Source organism: Pseudomonas sp. C321, assembly GCF_055407105.1.
On the sequence record NZ_JBUZRB010000008.1, the window covers coordinates 45965 to 63333 of the forward strand.

Sequence of the window (17369 nt, forward strand, 5' to 3'; positions counted from 1 at the left end):
GTTTGTTATCCCTAATCTTTACTGGGCAAAAGCCTGGCCAGAAGCGCGGGCAAGTGGCTCGGGGCTGTCGTCGACCTGGACTTTCTCGCCGGGTTTGGCGTGTTGCAAGCCTTCAACGACGATGCGGTCACCGGGCTTGAGGCCGCTGCTGACAATCCAGCGATCATTGATCACTGAGCCCAGTTCCACCGGCTGCAGGCTGACGTTTTGCTCGGCGTCCAGCAGCAACACCATGGCGATGCCGGCACTGTCGCGGGTGATGGCCCGTTGCGGCACGCTGATGCCTTGCTGGTCTACGGCTTGTTCCAGGCGTACACGTATGAAACTGCCGGGCAACAGGTCCAGGTCAGGGTTGGGGAATTCGCTGCGCAGGATGATCTGGCCGGTGCCTGGGTCGACGGAAATCTCCGCGAACAGCAGCTTGCCCGGCAGCGGGTAAAGGCTGCCGTCATCCTCGATCAGTGTGGCCTTGACCTGGTCCTGGCCGATCTGCTTCAAGTGCCCGGCGCGGAAGGCGCGGCGCAGGTCATTGAGTTCACGGGTGGATTGGGTGAGGTCGGCGTGGATCGGGTCCAGTTGCTGGATCACAGCCATCGGCGTGGCTTCGTTCTGGCCCACCAGCGCGCCTTCGGTCACCAATGCGCGGCCAATGCGTCCGGAAATCGGCGCGGTAACCGTGGCGTAACCCAGGTTCAACTTGGCCCGCTGCACCGCGGCCTGATTGGCGGCTACATCGGCGGCGGTTTGCCGGGCGGCAGCGCGAGCGTTGTCGTATTCCTGGCCGCTGATGGCATTGCCTTCCACCAGTTGGCTGTAACGCTGCTCTTGCAGGCGCGCCTGGAATGCGTTGGCCTCGGCCTTGCGCAGGCTGGCCTGGGCGCTGTCCAGATCGGCCTTGAATGGCGCCGGATCAATGCGGAACAACACGTCGCCCTGTTTGACGTCATGGCCTTCCTTGAACACCCGCTGTAGCACCACGCCGGCGACCCGTGCGCGCACTTCGGCAATGCGCGGTGCGGCAATCCGACCACTCAGCTCGCTGGTGATGGACAGGGGCTTGGCTGCAAGGGTTTCGATCCGTACCTTGGCCAGCGGCATTTCCGGGGTGCTGCTTGCGGACTTGTCACAAGCACTCAAGGCCAGTGTCAGTGCTAACAGGCAAAAAGGCGCAAACAGATTCTTCGACATGCTTATATCCCAATATTGACTGGCGCATCCTACGGGCGCCTCCGCCACAGTGCTGTGAAGCTGTGTAGGTGGTGTGTGAAGAAATGTAAGGTGCAATGCACGTGATGCGCGCGGGCGTATATCCTTCACGGCTAGCAAACCAGGGGAGCCGGGCTTGCCCGCGATGCAGGCGACTCGGTATATCTGAAAAACCGCGGTGATGCTATCGCAGGCAAGCCAGCGCCTACAGAAACCGTAATCTCTGGAAACACCTTCAATGCCCAACATCCTCCTGGTCGAAGATGACGCTGCACTCTCCGAGCTAATTGCCAGTTACCTGGAACGCAATGGCTATCACGTCAGCGTCATCAGCCGTGGTGACCACGTGCGTGAGCGCGCCAGGCTCAATCCGCCGGACCTGGTGATCCTCGACCTGATGCTGCCGGGCCTGGATGGCCTGCAAGTCTGCCGCCTGTTGCGGGCCGACTCGGCGAGCTTGCCGATTCTGATGCTCACCGCTCGCGACGACAGCCACGACCAGGTCCTGGGCCTGGAAATGGGCGCCGACGACTACGTGACCAAACCCTGCGAGCCGCGGGTGTTGCTGGCCCGCGTGCGCACCCTGCTGCGCCGCAGCAGCCTCACTGAGCCCCAGGTTGCCAATGACCAGATCCTGATGGGCAACCTGTGCATCGACCTGTCCGAGCGTTCGGTCATCTGGCGCGATCAGGCCGTGGAGTTGTCCAGCGGCGAATACAACCTGCTGGTAGTCCTGGCCCGTCACGCCGGTGAAGTACTCAGTCGCGACCAGATCCTGCAACGCCTGCGGGGCATCGAGTTCAACGGTACCGACCGCTCGGTGGACGTGGCGATCTCCAAGCTGCGGCGCAAGTTCGACGACCATGCCGGCGAAGCGCGCAAGATCAAAACCGTATGGGGCAAGGGCTATCTGTTCAGCCGCTCCGAGTGGGAATGCTGACACCATGCTCCGGGTTCTGATCCGCCTCTACCTGCTGACCATCATCACCTATAGTGCGGCGATCTACTTGATTCCAAAAGGCATCATCGAGGTCTTCCACGCCCGCTACATGAGCTACAACATCGAGCAGTCCCGGGGCTTGCAAAGCCTCATCGTCAGGCAGTACCACGCCGTGTCGGTAGAGCACTGGTCCGATGTCACCGAACAGCTGGGGCGCGATTTCGCGCCGTTGAAAGTGCAGTTGCTGCACCGCCAGGACGCCAGCTATACCCCGGCCGAAGAACAGTTACTGGAGCAAGGCAAACCGGTCATCCGCCTGGGGGAGTGGGGCTGGATGGAGCAGATCAGCTCGCCGCTCAACCAGCAGTTGGCGGTCAAACTGACCATCCCGCCGGACCCGCTGGACATGAACCTGTTGTACTGGACCATGAACGTATTGATCGGCGCAGCATTGCTGGCCTGCCTGCTGTTCTGGCTGCGTCCGCACTGGCGAGACCTGGAGCGGCTGAAAACGACGGCGGCGCAACTGGGCAAGGGCAACCTCGGTGAACGCACGCAGATCCCCCCCAGTTCCAATATCGGCAGCCTGGCTGCCGTGTTCGATACCATGGCCAGCGACATCGAACACCTGCTCAACCAGCAGCGTGACTTGCTCAATGCGGTCTCCCACGAACTGCGCACACCGCTCACCCGCCTGGACTTCGGCCTGGCCCTGGCGCTCTCCGATGACTTGCCGGCCCCCAACCGCGAGCGTTTGCAGGGCCTGGTGGCACACATCCGTGAACTGGATGAACTGGTGCTGGAATTGCTTTCCTACAGCCGCCTGCAAAACCCGGCACAACTGCCGGAGCAGGTGGAGGTGGTGCTCGACGAGTTTATCGACAGCATCCTGGGCAGCGTCGACGATGAACTGGAAAACCCCGAGATCGTCATTGATGTGGCGCTCGATTGCGCTGTGGAACGCTTCACCCTCGACCCGCGCCTCACCGCCCGCGCCCTGCAAAACCTGCTGCGTAATGCCATGCGCTATTGCGATCAGCGAATTCAGGTGGGGGTCAAGGTGTGTCCCAAGGGCTGTGAAATCTGGGTGGATGACGACGGCATAGGTATTCCCGAAGATCAACGCGAACGAATTTTCGAACCGTTTTACCGGTTGGATCGAAGCCGTGACCGTGCAACCGGTGGTTTTGGGCTGGGGCTGGCAATCAGCAGGCGGGCACTGGAAGCGCAGGGTGGGACGTTGCAGGCCCAGGCATCGCCGTTGGGCGGAGCGCGGTTCAGGTTGTGGTTACCCACTGTGTAGTCCCGCTTTTGGCCGATGCACAGCCTTACCCCCCATCACACAGCCTTGTTATAGTTCGGCCCTTATCTCAGCCGCCAGTCAAGGATCACTGCCATGTCCGAATACCAAGCCTTTGTTGTCGAACTCAACGACAACATCGCCCATGTGCAGATCAACCGTCCGGAGAAGATCAACGCCATGAACGCGGCGTTCTGGACCGAAATCATCGACATTTTCCAATGGGTCGAAGACACCGACGCCGTGCGCGTGGTGGTGCTCAGCGGTGCGGGCAAGCATTTTTCCTCCGGTATCGACCTGATGATGCTGGCCTCGGTGGCCAATGAGTTTGGCAAGGACGTCGGCCGCAACGCGCGCCTGCTGCGGCGCAAGATCCTGCAACTGCAAGCCTCGTTCAACGCTGTCGACAACTGCCGCAAGCCGGTACTGGCAGCGATTCAGGGCTACTGTATTGGCGGTGCCATCGATCTGATCAGCGCCTGCGATATGCGCTACGCCGCCGACGATGCGCAATTTTCCATCAAGGAAATCGACATCGGCATGGCCGCCGACGTCGGCACCCTGCAACGTCTGCCTCGGATTATCGGCGACGGCATGCTTCGTGAACTGGCCTACACCGGCCGCACCTTCGGCGCCGAAGAAGCGCGCAGTATTGGCCTGGTCAATCGCACCTACAGCGATCAACAGAGCCTGCTGGCCGGGGTGATGGACATTGCTCGGGAAATCGCCGCCAAATCGCCGATTGCCGTGACCGGCACCAAGGCGATGATCAGCTATATGCGTGATCACACCATCAATGACGGCCTGGAATACGTTGCCACCTGGAACGCAGCTATGCTGCAATCGAACGACCTGCGCGTGGCCATCGCGGCCCATATGAGCAAGCAGAAACCCGAATTCGTGGATTGACTGAACATGACCCCAGGCTGGATTACCACAACGTTGCTGGACAATGACACGCCTGGCGGCTGGGCCGTAGCCCGTAGTCGCGAGGGCTTTCTGCGCGATGACAACGGGCCGCTGTTCCCCAGGGAATGGCTCAAACGCCAGGACTTGTCAGTGTTTGCCGAACACGGCATCGGTCATCTGAACGGCGAACCTGTGTACCTGCTGGAACTCAACAGCCCCAGCGACGTGCAGGGCTGCAGTTGGCAGGGCTTGCGGGCCTTCATGCTGCAAGGCGATCACACCCTGTACAAAGTCCTGGGTTATGCCGCGCAAATCGGCACCTGGGCCCGTGAACATCGCTTCTGCGGCAGTTGCGGCCAGGCTATGGCCCAGGTTCCACGTGAGCGGGCGATGTATTGCCAGGCTTGCGACCTGCGCAGTTACCCGCGTATTTCGCCGAGCATGATCGTATTGGTGACCCGTGGTGACGAGATCCTACTGGCCCGTTCGCCGCGCTTCGTCACGGGCGTCTACAGCACCCTGGCCGGGTTCGCCGAGCCTGGGGAATCCGCCGAAGACTGCTTGATCCGCGAAGTGCGCGAAGAGGTGCAGGTAGAGGTAAAGAATATCCAGTACGTGGGCAGCCAGTGTTGGCCGTTCCCGCACTCGATGATGCTGGGGTTTCACGCCGAATACGCGGGTGGCGATATCGTGCCTCAGGCCGATGAGATCGAGGACGCGCAATGGTTCAATATCCGCGAACTGCCACCGTTGCCAGCATCCCGCTCGATTGCCCGTTACCTGATTGACCTCTACCTGGCCCAGCGTTTAGGCCACGCTGAACCAGTGCTGCCAGGCTAGGCGCACGGTAAGGCCCAGGACCACGGTGATAAACACCGGGCGAATGAATTTGGCGCCGCCGCTGATGGCACTGCGGGCGCCAAAGAACGCGCCCACCATCACCGAAAAGCCCATGCTCAAGCCGACAACCCAGTCCACCGAGCCGTTGAAGATAAACACCGACAAGGCCGCCGCGTTACTGACGAAATTCATGCTGCGGGCCACGCCGCTGGCCTTCACCAGATCAACGGGATACATCAGCAGGGTGCTGACGGTCCAGAATGCGCCCGTACCCGGCCCGGCCACACCATCGTAGAACCCCAGGCCAAAGCCCTGGGTCGACTGCCATTTCTTCTTGATCGGCGCATCAGCGTCCAGCGGCGCCTTGGGTGTGCCGCCGAACAACAGGTACACGCCGCAGCCGAAGACGATCACCGGCAACATCTTGTTCAGCCATTCGGCCGGCAGGTAGTGGGCAACGACGGCCCCAACCAAGGCGCCGATCAAAGTGCCGACGATGGCGTGTACCCACTGGCGTGGATGAAATAGCTTGCGGCGGTAGAAGGTGAAGCTGGCGGTGGCCGAGCCGAAGGTCGAACTCAACTTGTTGGTGCCCAGCACCATATGGGGTGGCATGCCTGCAGTGAGCAGTGCGGGGGTGGTTAACAGGCCGCCACCCCCGGCAATGGCATCGATAAAACCGGCGACAAAAGCAACAACGACCAAAATGGCCAGGGTGGTGAGGTCAACGCTGAGTTCGAAAGGCATGGAGGCGACTTATTTTCGGCGAGGCGCAGAAAAGTGCTGCGCGAAAGGCCGATATCTTACCTATAACCTATTCCTGCGGCGACTGTTCCGGGCTTGCCCGTGATATGCATGGGTATTTACACCGCTCTTAAGGTTGCTGATAGCGTTCTAGGGGGCGATCAGGCCAGATCCACCAACACAATCTCGCTGTCCTCCACCGCCGTCACCCGCAGCACCTGCTCGTCCTCAACCGCGATACCGTCCCGAGCGTGTGCACGCAAGCCATTGACTTCAATCACCCCGCTAGCCGGCACCAAATACGCCCGGCGCCCGCTGTCCAGCCGGTACTCGGCACTTTCCCCGGCTTTCAGGTTGGCCGCCACCAGGCGAGCGTCGGCACGAATACGCAGGCTTTCACTGTCGCCGGCCTTGCCGCTGGCCAAGGTCACAAATCCTTCGCGATTTCCCTTTGGAAACGGCTTGGCACCCCAGGACGGCGGGGAACCAGCCTCATTGGGGATGATCCAGATCTGGAATATCTTGGTGGGCGTGGCTTCCTGGTTGTATTCGCTGTGGGCGATGCCGGTGCCGGCACTCATTACCTGCACGTCGCCGGCTTCGGTGCGGCCGCGGTTACCCAGGTTGTCTTCGTGGCTGATGGCGCCTTCACGCACGTAGGTGATGATTTCCATGTCCCGGTGCGGGTGTTTTGGGAAGCCGGTGCCAGGGGCAATGATGTCGTCGTTCCACACCCGCAGGTTGCCCCAGTGCATACGCTCGGGGTCATGGTACTCGGCGAACGAAAAGTGGTGATGGGCATCGAGCCAACCGTGGTTGGCGCCGCCCAGGGAGCTGAAAGGTCGAAGTTCAAGCATGATCGTCTCCTGTTGATACCGGCAATCATCCACCTACTCACAATCGATAAAAAGCGTAAAAAGTGCCTGAATTCGATCGGTTATTTCGATGTTTGTACCGGGTGATGACTTATGGCTGAAGCTTCACTTCATCGCCTAACTGCATGAGCACAAAGCAATTGACTAGAACTGATAGCGGATTCCGGCGACCATAGGCTTCCCGTCCGTATAAAGCCGTCGCAGGAGTCCGCGTGCCGCAACACACCCCCGATCTTCCTCCCGAACTGCGGCCCCTGGCCGAAATGCCCCTGTTGAAACGCCTTGCCGCCCGCTTGTTCGGTCACGGCCTGACGCGCCTGCGCGCCCAGCACCGCTTCTCCTGGTTGCATGGTCAGGCAGACGGCTTTCGCAGCGGTCATACGGCGGGCGTGGAGTACGGCTATCAGGAAGGCAAGCTTGACGGCATCGAGGAAGGCCGGCAGGTCTTGCTGATCCGTGACTTTCGCCCCGACGAGCATCGTGCTCCAGGCGTCGACGACAGCCTGTTTGACGATTGGCGGCTGCCTCTGACGGCGGAACTGAAAAAACGCATCAAGGCTGACGTTGCACGATTGCTGCCGGCTCACGCCCAGCCGAGCCTCGCTCAGTGGAAGATGATTTTCAGCGATACGCCGTCCACGTCGGTGATTGCCGGAGCAGGCGCGGGTAAATCGACCTCGCTGGTGTTGCGTATCTTGCTGTTGACCCATTACCTGGGCTTTGAGCTCAGTTCAATGACGGTGGTGACCTTCACCCGCGAGTCACGCAAGGACTTCATCAGCAAACTCATGGAAGTTCTCAACCTTTGGGGCCAAACCATTGGAATCAAAGAGGCCCAAGCGGTGGTGCGCACCTTTCACTCGCGCATCCTGCCGATGGTTCGCAGTCTGCCGGGCTTTGAGCGACTGCAAGCGTTTGAAAATCTCAATGTGCGCATAGAGGCGGGTTTTGATGAGGTTGACAGCAACCCCTTTGAACTGCGCATCAACGACACCCAGCGTCAACAGCTGAACGCCTGCTATCACGGGCTTTACGGGCGACACGAGCGCTTTCGCGAGCTGATTGCACCACTGGCTCGCCATGCCCTGCAACTCAAGGAACTGGAGCGAGACCACCCCGACGTGCAAAAGCGCGTGGCGGTGACGGAACTGGCGGCCAAGCGCGACGAAGAGCTGTGCGATGTGATTGAAGACCTGTGGTTCAGGGCCGGCGCCTGGCCGATCAAGGGTATTGAGCCGAATCGCCAAGTGGTTGAAATCAACGGCGCGCGGTTCCATTGCCATGGCTACGTTGCCGAGTTGGACGCCTGGGTGGTGCTGGGCTTCGATCCTCGGGAGAATGCCCAGATCAGCCGTCTAGGCGCCAAGTTGTCGGTGCGAGCGGAGTGGGCGGTAAAGCGCACCCTGTTTCAAGCTTTCTGTCGTAAGCCATTGATATGGCTTGAAAGTTATGAGTCTTCAAAGCGTCTTTTAAGCAGCCTTGCCGGGGATGCTACTGCCGGGCCGGGCTTCGATTACAAGGTCAAGGGCGAACTGGCATCGGCGCCGCTGCTGGACAGTTTTGTCACCGCCGCCGGGTTTATCGAGAACCTGGGCCTGGATGTGCCCACCGCCGTAGGCCAGATGAGTTTTGCCAAGGACGACCCGGATCGCTTCTTCTTCGAAGCCCTGAGTGTTTTCTGGAAAGCCCTGGAAGACCACCTGCTTGACCAGTCGCCGCCGGTCATGACCTATAACCGGATGTTCTCGCTGTTTGGCGAAAACACCCCGGAAAACCTCAAGTTGCTCAGCGACGGGCTGCTGCGGCCGATGTCGCACCTGATGATCGACGAGTTCCAGGACGTCTCGCCGCAGATCGTCTCGTGGGTCCGTGCCAGCCTGCGAGAAATTCGCAGTCGCGGCCCGGCGATGCACGTCGGCCGCGGTGCCCAGCACTCCTCGTTGTTGTGTGTGGGGGACGACTGGCAGTCGATCTATGGCTGGCGCGGCAGTTCGCCCAAGTATTTCATGGAGTTCAGCAAGGAATTCCCGTCGCCCAGTACGACGCGGGTGATGCTGGGGGAAAACTACCGCAGCCATCAGCACATCATCGATGCCGCCGAGCACATCGTTAAAGCTGCGCCAGCTATCAGCGGCAAGAAGGCCAAGGCCAGCGGCGCGCCCAAGCCACTGGTGCCGGTAACGGTGCGTGAGCGGGATGATGCCAGCCTGGCAAGGCAGCTATCGGCGCACTATCAGAAGGGCGATTCTGTATTAATGTTGTATCGAAAAAGCAGCGATAAACTGTTGATTCAAGAGCATATTCAGTCTGTAGTTAATCTTGATTCTAGCTTGCCGCCAGCGGCGCGGCGGCTTAAGCAACTGACCTATCACAGCGCTAAGGGATTGCAGGCAGATGCGGTTTTCCTGTTGGGGGATTGCCAGCATTTGACCCGTTCGCCTTACAAGAACCAGGTCTATCGCATGGCGGGTTTGGGCAAGGATGGCGATATGGAGGCCTATGACACCGCGCAAAAGGATGAGGTGCTGCGCCTTGCCTATGTCGGGATTACCCGGGCGGTGAGCCATTGCTATTGGTACATCGAGGGGCAGGACGGCCAAGGGGCGAATGTGCCTAAGGCATCGGATCGGGTTGCTGGAGACAAGCCGTTTTTTGATGATCAGCGCGGATCAAAAGCATAGGAGCGAGCTTGCTCGCTCCTGAAATATCGGTGGAGTTCAGGCCCGCAGAGACGCCGGCGGCACAAACGACTCCAACTCGTCCTCGATCGCTTCGATGATGCGCTCGACATCCGCCGCATTCATTACCGTGGCGCAGGGCAGGCCGGCGATGGCAATCAGGGTTTCGCCGCTTTCCCGGTTGAACAGGCGGGCGATCATGCTTGCCTGGGCGTCCATGCTCCCTTCAAAGCCCAGTGGGTGAAAATGCCAACGCATCAGCTGGCAGGCGTTGGGGAACGTCACTTTATTCATGTTGCCCACCTTGTTCATTGAGCGCTTCCTTTAGCTCGCGACAGGGGCGCCAGGTCCTTCTATGGTCCTGACCATTAAGGGTTAAAAATAGCACTCACTCGCAACACCGAGGCAGTTTTTTGTGCCCGTTCGGCAGTTGTTTTCCATTATTTTGACGTAGGTCATGTTCCACAAAAAATTAGGCAAAAGGCCATTAGTCGGAACCGCCCGTTTGCCATTGAAGGCGCCTGTAAAGTTGGGCAAGCTCCAGGCTTTACCTGCATTAGAGCGTTGTATGCCCGACACCGTCCCGGACGATACCCACCAACAGACGCAAGCCACCGGCGAGATCGTCCTGCGTCATCACCTGTGCTGGAAACGGCGGGACCTGGATGGCGTGATGGCGCACTATCACCCGGATATCCAATACAACGACTTCTTCCAGAACCGCGTAGTTGGGTTCGCTGAGCTGCGCGAGTACTTGCACGCGAGCATGCCCCGCGACCCGGACGAAGCCATTGAGCACAGTGACCGCATCCGCGTGGACGGCGACACGGCGTTTATTCAGTACCGCGTGACCTTGCGTGGCGGCCAGGGCCTGGTGTCATTTCGCACCAGTGAAGCGATCACTGTGCGCGATGGTTTGATCTGGCGGGTCAATGAATATGCATCACTGGTGCATGAGCAGCCCACCAGTCGTTCCCGCGACCAGGCCCTGCGCCCGACAGTCAGCCGCCTGGGTTTATCGCCCCAACAGTTGAGCTACCTGGCCAACGATTTGCAGCAGTACTTCCAGCACCAGCAACCTTATCTCGACCCCGAGCTGGACCTGCAGCGGGTGGCCAAGGAGTGCGGCTACAGCCGCAACCAGATTTCCTATCTGTTGAACCAGGTGCTGGGCCAGAGCTTTTACCGCTACGTCAACCAGGCGCGTTTGCAGCATTTGCTGGCAGCCCTGGATAAAGCCACACCGCCGATTCGTATCGACGAGTTGGCCTTTGCCGCCGGCTTCAATTCCCTGTCGGCTTTCTACAGCTGTTTCCGCCAACACACCGGCTTGTCGCCCAAGGCCTACGTCAAGCAAATTTCTTTGCGTGCACGCGCGCAAGACGCTCCCTGATATCAGGCACTAGGATCACGCCATCGACGTTTGGTGGTGGAGTTCGGCATGCCGGCATGGCGCAATATCAGTTTATGGATGGACCAGTTGGCAGAACCGCTGGTGGCACGCCCGTCCCTGGAGCAAGATCTGGACGTCGACGTGGCCATCATCGGCGCTGGTTATACCGGACTGTGGACCGCCTATTACCTCAAGCGCCAGGCGCCGCAGCTGAAAATCGCCATCATCGAGGCGCAAACCGCTGGTTTCGGTGCATCAGGCCGCAATGGCGGCTGGCTGATGGGCAATCTGCTGGGGGAAGACCGCTTGCTCGCAGGCCTGAGCGCCGAGCAGCGTCGCGCTTCTTTCGACCTGCTGCATGGCATCCCCGACGAAGTGGCGCGGGTGATCGAACGTGAAGACATCGACTGCGACTACCGCAAGGGCGGGGCGCTGTACTGCGCAGCGCGCTATCCCGAGCAGGAAACAAGCTTGCGCCAGTATCTGGGCAAGCTCCATGCGCAAGGCCTCACCGACGACGACTATCGCTGGCTGAGCCCTGAGCAATTGGCCGAGCAGATTCGCATCGCCAAGCCCTACGGCGGCATCTATGCGCCCCATGTCGCGACCATTCAACCGGCCAAACTGGTGCGGGGGTTGGCGCGGGTCGTCGAGCACATGGGAGTCCAGATCTACGAAAACAGCCCGGTGACCCATTGGCAGTCCGGTAGCCTGCGTACCGACAAGGCTCAGGTTCGCGGCTCCTGGATAGTGCCGGCGGTTGAGGGTTATGCCACCACGCTGGCGCCATTGGGGCGCTATCAACTGCCCGTGCAAAGCCTGATCGTCGCGACCGAACCGCTACCGGTCAGCACCTGGGATGAAATTGGCCTGAACCGTGGCCAGGCCTTTGGCGAAAGCAGCCGCCAGGTGACCTACGGCCAGCGCACCGCCGACAACCGCCTGGTATTCGGCGCCCGCGGCGGTTATCAGTTTGCCGGCAAGTTGCGGCACAACTTCGACCTTACCGACAGTGAAGTGGAGCTGCGCCGCTACTTGTTCGGCGAACTCTTTCCCCAGCTCAAGAAGGTGCGCATCAGCCACGCCTGGGGCGGCAACCTGGGCATGTCGCGGCGTTTCAAGCCGCACATGCTCTGCGATCAGCAGACCGGCATCGCCTTGTCCGGCGGTTACGGCGGTGAAGGGGTAGGGGCCAGCAACCTCGGCGGCCGCACCCTGGCGGACCTGATCCTGGGCCACGATACGCCGCTGGTCCATCAGCCCTGGGTCCTCAAACAAGGCGGCCTCAATGCCCTCAAGGCCTGGGAGCCCGAACCCTGCCGCTGGCTGGGCTACAACGCGATCATTCGCAGCTTTGTCCACGAAGACCAGACCTTGGCCAACCGCAATACCGCGCCCTGGCGGCGCAAGCTGGCCAGCAGCGTCGCCGGGTTCATGGAAGGGTTCATGCACTAAGCCGTTTCAATCACCACAGGTATGACCATGAGCAAAACCTACGTGCTGATTCTGTAACCCTTTGATCTTTGATCTTTGATCGCCTGCCATAAAAACAGCCCTATAACCGCCAGGAAATCGAACCATGAGACCCATTGTCCTGTTGCCCTTGTTGTTGGTGGCCTCCCTCAGTCACGCCGCCGAGACAGTAAAGATCTACAACTGGTCCAGCTATATCGCGCCGGACACCACCAAGAACTTCCAGAAAGAAACCGGGATCGGCTTCAGTTACGACGTGTATGACAGCAACGAGACCCTCGATGGCAAGTTGATGACCGGTAACTCCGGCTACGACGTGGTGTTCCCGTCCAACCACTTCATGGCCCGTCAGATTCAGGGCAAGGCGTTGAAGAAACTCGACAAAAGCCTGTTGCCCAACTGGAAGAACCTCAACCCGGTGCTGCTCAAGGCCCTGGAAACCAACGATCCGGGCAACGAGTACGGCTTCCCGTACCTGTGGGGCAGCACCGGCATTGGCTACAACATCGACAAGGTCAAGGCGATCCTGGGGGACGACGCGCCAGTGAATTCCTGGGATCTGATTTTCAAGCCTCAATACATGGAAAAACTCAGCAAATGCGGGGTGGCGATCCTGGACAACGGTCCGGAACTGCTGCCCATTGCCCTCAACTACCTGGGCTTGCCCCATCACAGCAAGAACCCCGAGGACTACAAGAAAGCCGAAGCGCTGCTGATGAAAGTGCGGCCCTACATCGCCTACTTCCACTCCTCGAAATACACCGGCGACCTGGCCAACGGTGACATCTGCGTGGTGGTCGGTTTCTCCGGCGACGTCCTGCAGGCCGAAAGCCGCGCCAAGGAAGCCAAGAACGGCGTGAACATCGGCTACAACATTCCCAAGGAAGGCGCCGCCATCTGGTTCGACATGGTCGCCATGCCTGCCGACGCCCCGAACGAGAAGGCCGGCTACGCGTTCATGAACTATCTGCTGCGTCCGCCAGTGATGGCCGACATTACCAACTTCGTGCATTACGCCAACGGCAACGCGGCGTCCGACAGCCTGGTGGACCCGGCGATCAAGAGTGATACCAAGGTGTATCCGAGCGAGGAGATGATGGGCAAATTGTTTGCGCTGGAAGCGATGCCGCTGAACATCGACCGGATACGCACGCGCACCTGGAACAAGATTCGTACCGGGAGTTGATTGGCAATATTTCGTAGTTCATCGATGCCTCTGTTTAAGCGTCGAAACCTGTAGCTTCCTTGCCTCCCCGATTTTCAGCGATTGGCGATTGGGACGGCTGGTTGTCAGGCAAATCCGCCTGGCGCACGAAGATGGCTGGGCAAGCTCATTGGCCTATGTGGTCATGCCTGATCATCTTCACTGGCTGGTCCAGCTTCACGACCGGACATTGGCTGAACTGATGTGCCGAATAAAATCGCGCAGCAGTTTGACGGTCAATCGTGTTCTGGGCCGCAAAGGCGCGCTTTGGCAGAAGGGGTATCACGACCGCGGTATGCGTGGGGAGGAAGATCTAAAGGACTTTGCTCGCTATGTTGTTTGCAATCCGGTTCGGGCGGGGTTGGTGAGCCGTGTTCACGATTATCCGCTTTGGGATGTGTGGTGGCTTTGAGACTTTACGACCGCTGCGCGGCCGGACGTAGCCTCGCTTAAGCTCGACAACTGCTACGAGCGTGGAGGTCCGTCTACCGTAGCAGTTGTCGAGCCCCAGCGAGGCTACGTTTGTGGCAACACGGTCGTCGCAGTAACCCCGGCCAGTTCGGTGTTCGTCATCCGCGAGCATCCTTATCGCATGCCGCTGTGGCCGGTGCCGGCGATCCTGGCGCTATTGGGTGCCGGTTATCTATTGTTCAACCTGATCCTTGGGGCATCGACTCGGGACATCATGGTCATCATCGGCCTGCTGGCGGTGTCGGTGATTTTGTATTGTGTCAGTGGCCGGTCGAGTCCGGCTTTTCAGAAACTGTAAGGAGTGGTTATGCGCGCACGTCAATTGGGTATCAAGCTGGGGTTGGGCACGCCCGGTGAGTTGAATGCCATTACCGACGTTCCCGGTGTCCGGGTCGGCCACAGCACAGTCAAGACCCAGGCCAATGGCAAACAGGTCCGCACTGGCGTCACGGTGATCCAGCCCAGAGCCGGTGCGGCCCGGCAACAGCCATGCTTTGCCGGCTACCACGTGCTCAACGGCAATGGCGACGCCACCGGGCTGGAGTGGATTGGCGAGTCGGGATTGCTGACCACGCCGTTGGCGATCACCAATACCCATAGCATCGGCATTGTGCGGGATACGCTGATTGCCCTGGAGCGAGAGACACTTGCCGACCCCGCGGTGTACTGGTGCATGCCAGTGGTGATGGAAACCTACGACGGCCTGCTCAACGGTATCTGGGGCCAGCACATCGGCCCGCAGCACGTGCGCGAGGCCTTGGCCAATGCCGAGTCGGGCCCGGTACCGGAGGGCGCGGTAGGTGGTGGCACCGGGATGATTTGTCATGAGTTCAAGGGAGGGATCGGCACGGCATCGCGCAAGTTGTCGACGGAGCAGGGCGGCTGGACTGTCGGCGCGCTGGTGCAGGCCAACCATGGCAAACGCCAGGAATTACGCGTCGACGGCTACCCGGTGGGCCGGTATTTGCTGGAGATCCCGTCGCCGTTTGCCGACCGTGGAACACCGGGAATGGGGTCGATCGTGGTCATCCTGGCCACCGATGCGCCGTTGCTGCCGCACCAGTGCCAGCGCCTGGCACAGCGAGCGTCTATCGGCATCGCCCGTACCGGGGGCGGCACCGAGGATTCCAGTGGCGATCTGTTCCTGGCCTTTGCTACCGGCAACCAGGATTTACCGCCGGCGGATTATGGGCGCAAGGATTTGCCGTTAAGTACGCCGTTGGCCATGGTCAATAACGATCACATTTCGCCCTTGTTCAGCGCGGCGGCAGAGGCGGTAGAAGAGGCGATCATCAATGCGATGCTGGCCGGGGAAGACATGACCACCGAGGATGGTGTGCGGGTGCCGGGGCTGAATGCGCAAACGCTGCTTGAGGCGTTGCGCACTACCGGCTGGCATGCTCGGTAAAAAGGGTTTTGTGCTGTCCCTGTCATTGGGGACGCACTGTCAATATTGTTAAAGGTAGTGGCTCTTTAATGTTGCCAATGACACGGTGACACTTTCCTAGTGCACCCCTGGCAATATATTTGATCCATTAAAAATAGTCAGAAGTGTGAGCTACTCAACAAATAACGCTTTAGTAGTATTTAATATTTAAATATCGGGCTTGGCCTCTCACGGCCAATCAAAATAAATATTAAGACACCTTGACCATTGTTTGCAGGAGTTATTCGCCAATTGTACTTTTGTCACAAAAAAAGTGCTGGACGACCGATTTCCAATTGTGTCAGTTTTCTTTCGCCTTCATAAGAGGCGAGTGATAGGACAATCTCGCCAGAGAGGGTCCTGTCGGACAAAAACTGTTCCAGTTGCAAACAAGGAAGTACGTTTATGTCGAAAGTTAAAGACAAAGCTATTGTATCGGCGGCCCAAGCAAGTACTGCCTATACGCAAATCGATAGCTTCAGCCATTTGTATGACCGCGGCGGTAATCTCACGGTCAATGGCAAACCCTCCTACACCGTCGACCAGGCAGCCACCCAGCTGTTGCGAGACGGCGCCGCGTACCGGGATTTTGACGGTAACAGCAAGATTGACCTGACCTACACCTTCCTCACCTCGGCCTCTTCGAGCACCATGAACAAGCATGGTATTTCCGGGTTCAGCCAGTTCAGCACCCTGCAAAAAGGCCAGGCGGTATTGGCCATGCAGTCCTGGGCGGACGTGGCCAACGTCAACTTCACCGAGAAGGCCAGCGGCGGCGACGGGCACATGACCTTCGGCAATTACAGCGGCGGCCAGGACGGCGCGGCAGCCTTTGCCTATCTGCCGGGTACCGGCACCGGTTATGACGGTACCTCGTGGTACCTGATCAACAACAGCTACACGCCGAACAAGACCCCAGGCCTGAACAACTATGGCCGCCAGACGCTGACCCACGAGATCGGCCACACCCTGGGTCTGGCCCACCCTGGCGACTACAACGCCGGGAATGGCAACCCAACCTACAACGATGCCACCTACGGCCAGGACACTCGCGGCTACAGCCTCATGAGTTACTGGAGCGAGAGCAACACCAATCAGAACTTCAGCAAAGGCGGTGTGGAAGCCTACGCGTCCGGCCCGCTGATCGACGACATCGCCGCGATCCAGAAGCTCTACGGCGCCAACTTCAATACCCGCGCCAGCGACACCACCTACGGCTTCAACTCCAACACTGGGCGTGATTTCCTCAGTGCTTCCTCGAATGCCGACAAGCTGGTGTTCTCGGTGTGGGACGGTGGCGGCAACGACACGCTGGACTTCTCCGGCTTTACCCAGAACCAGAAAATCAACCTCAATGAGACCTCGTTCTCCGACGTTGGCGGCCTGGTGGGTAACGTGTCCATTGCCAAGGGCGTGACCGTGGAAAACGCCCTGGGCGGTTCCGGCAATGACCTGCTGATCGGCAACGCAGCGGCCAACACCCTCAAGGGTGGGGCCGGCAACGACCTGATCTACGGCGGCGCAGGTGCCGACAAGCTGTGGGGCGGCGCAGGTTCGGACACCTTTGTGTTCGGTGCCAGCTCTGATTCCAGGCCGGGCGCAGCCGATCAGATCCTCGACTTCACCTCGGGGTCGGACAAGATCGACTTGACCGGCATCACCAACGGCGCGGGCCTGCACTTTGTTAACGCGTTCACTGGTGCAGCCGGCGACGCGGTGCTCAGCTATACCTCGGGTACCAACCTGGGCACGCTGGCCGTGGACTTTTCCGGGCACGGTGTGGCGGACTTCCTCGTCACCACCGTAGGCCAGGCAGCGTTCAGCGACGTCGTGGCTTGATTCAGGCGTAAGGATACATGTGTAAAGGGGAGCGGCGCTCAGGCGCTGCTCTCTCCTTGCAACAGCCCCGC

General features: G+C 59.6%; 14 protein-coding genes and 2 pseudogenes. 12 read left to right on the forward strand and 4 right to left on the reverse strand.

The features are described from left to right. Positions 1–18: 18 nt before the first annotated feature. A complete protein-coding gene (locus tag ACZRJ6_RS21640) occupies positions 19–1188 on the reverse strand; it encodes an efflux RND transporter periplasmic adaptor subunit (RefSeq protein ID WP_463970019.1) in 1170 nt (389 codons plus the stop codon). A gap of 256 nt (positions 1189–1444) precedes the next feature. On the opposite strand from ACZRJ6_RS21640, the gene ACZRJ6_RS21645 reads away from it, so the two are divergent. The 4 genes from ACZRJ6_RS21645 (at position 1445) to nudC (ending at position 5195) form a co-directional block, all read left to right on the forward strand. Next, positions 1445–2146, forward strand: coding sequence for a response regulator (locus ACZRJ6_RS21645; protein WP_463970020.1), 702 nt, complete (start codon positions 1445–1447; stop codon positions 2144–2146). A 4-nt stretch (positions 2147–2150) separates the two neighbouring features. Further along, entirely contained in the window at positions 2151–3449 is a 1299-nt protein-coding gene (locus tag ACZRJ6_RS21650) for an ATP-binding protein (RefSeq protein ID WP_463970021.1), read from the forward strand. Between the two features lie 93 nt (positions 3450–3542). Then, positions 3543–4355 carry a crotonase/enoyl-CoA hydratase family protein gene (locus tag ACZRJ6_RS21655; protein ID WP_463970022.1) on the forward strand — a complete coding sequence of 271 codons (813 nt, stop codon included), beginning with the start codon at positions 3543–3545 and terminating at the stop codon, positions 4353–4355. A gap of 6 nt (positions 4356–4361) precedes the next feature. Beyond that, positions 4362–5195 carry an NAD(+) diphosphatase gene (gene nudC, locus ACZRJ6_RS21660; protein WP_463970023.1) on the forward strand — a complete coding sequence of 278 codons (834 nt, stop codon included), beginning with the start codon at positions 4362–4364 and terminating at the stop codon, positions 5193–5195. On the opposite strand, the gene ACZRJ6_RS21665 is transcribed toward nudC, so the two are convergent. Next, positions 5163–5942, reverse strand: coding sequence for a TSUP family transporter (locus tag ACZRJ6_RS21665; RefSeq protein ID WP_149414213.1), 780 nt, complete (start codon positions 5940–5942; stop codon positions 5163–5165). The two genes, nudC and ACZRJ6_RS21665, sit on opposite strands and share 33 nt — an antisense overlap. Positions 5943–6100: 158 nt before the next feature. Then, positions 6101–6796 (reverse strand): pirin family protein, encoded by a 696-nt coding sequence (locus ACZRJ6_RS21670; RefSeq protein ID WP_463970024.1) that lies wholly within the window; start codon positions 6794–6796, stop codon positions 6101–6103. A 230-nt stretch (positions 6797–7026) separates the two neighbouring features. Between ACZRJ6_RS21670 and ACZRJ6_RS21675 the strand changes: the two genes are divergently transcribed. Continuing rightward, the gene (locus ACZRJ6_RS21675; RefSeq protein ID WP_463970025.1) at positions 7027–9495 is read left to right on the forward strand and encodes a UvrD-helicase domain-containing protein; all 2469 of its coding nucleotides are present in this window, start codon (positions 7027–7029) and stop codon (positions 9493–9495) included. Between the two features lie 36 nt (positions 9496–9531). Here ACZRJ6_RS21675 and ACZRJ6_RS21680 read toward each other — a convergent pair whose 3' ends face one another. Beyond that, positions 9532–9804: a DUF1652 domain-containing protein gene (locus tag ACZRJ6_RS21680; RefSeq protein ID WP_463970026.1), complete on the reverse strand. Its 273-nt coding sequence runs from the start codon at positions 9802–9804 to the stop codon at positions 9532–9534. A gap of 256 nt (positions 9805–10060) precedes the next feature. On the opposite strand from ACZRJ6_RS21680, the gene ACZRJ6_RS21685 reads away from it, so the two are divergent. From ACZRJ6_RS21685 to ACZRJ6_RS21715, 7 genes and pseudogenes are all read left to right on the forward strand, one after another. Next, complete coding sequence (locus ACZRJ6_RS21685; RefSeq protein ID WP_463970027.1) at positions 10061–10885, forward strand: AraC family transcriptional regulator; 825 nt, start codon at positions 10061–10063, stop codon at positions 10883–10885. A 48-nt stretch (positions 10886–10933) separates the two neighbouring features. Continuing rightward, positions 10934–12340 carry an NAD(P)/FAD-dependent oxidoreductase gene (locus ACZRJ6_RS21690; protein WP_463970028.1) on the forward strand — a complete coding sequence of 469 codons (1407 nt, stop codon included), beginning with the start codon at positions 10934–10936 and terminating at the stop codon, positions 12338–12340. A 124-nt stretch (positions 12341–12464) separates the two neighbouring features. Continuing rightward, positions 12465–13544: a polyamine ABC transporter substrate-binding protein gene (locus ACZRJ6_RS21695; protein WP_463970029.1), complete on the forward strand. Its 1080-nt coding sequence runs from the start codon at positions 12465–12467 to the stop codon at positions 13542–13544. Positions 13545–13611: 67 nt separating this feature from the next. Beyond that, positions 13612–13974, forward strand: a pseudogene (locus ACZRJ6_RS21700) (REP-associated tyrosine transposase); the annotation flags it as partial. Between the two features lie 162 nt (positions 13975–14136). Beyond that, positions 14137–14331: pseudogene (locus ACZRJ6_RS21705) on the forward strand (APC family permease); the annotation flags it as partial. Between the two features lie 9 nt (positions 14332–14340). Further along, positions 14341–15441: a DmpA family aminopeptidase gene (locus ACZRJ6_RS21710; RefSeq protein WP_463970030.1), complete on the forward strand. Its 1101-nt coding sequence runs from the start codon at positions 14341–14343 to the stop codon at positions 15439–15441. 423 nt (positions 15442–15864) lie between these two features. After that, positions 15865–17298: a serralysin family metalloprotease gene (locus ACZRJ6_RS21715; protein ID WP_463970031.1), complete on the forward strand. Its 1434-nt coding sequence runs from the start codon at positions 15865–15867 to the stop codon at positions 17296–17298. Positions 17299–17369 lie beyond the last annotated feature (71 nt).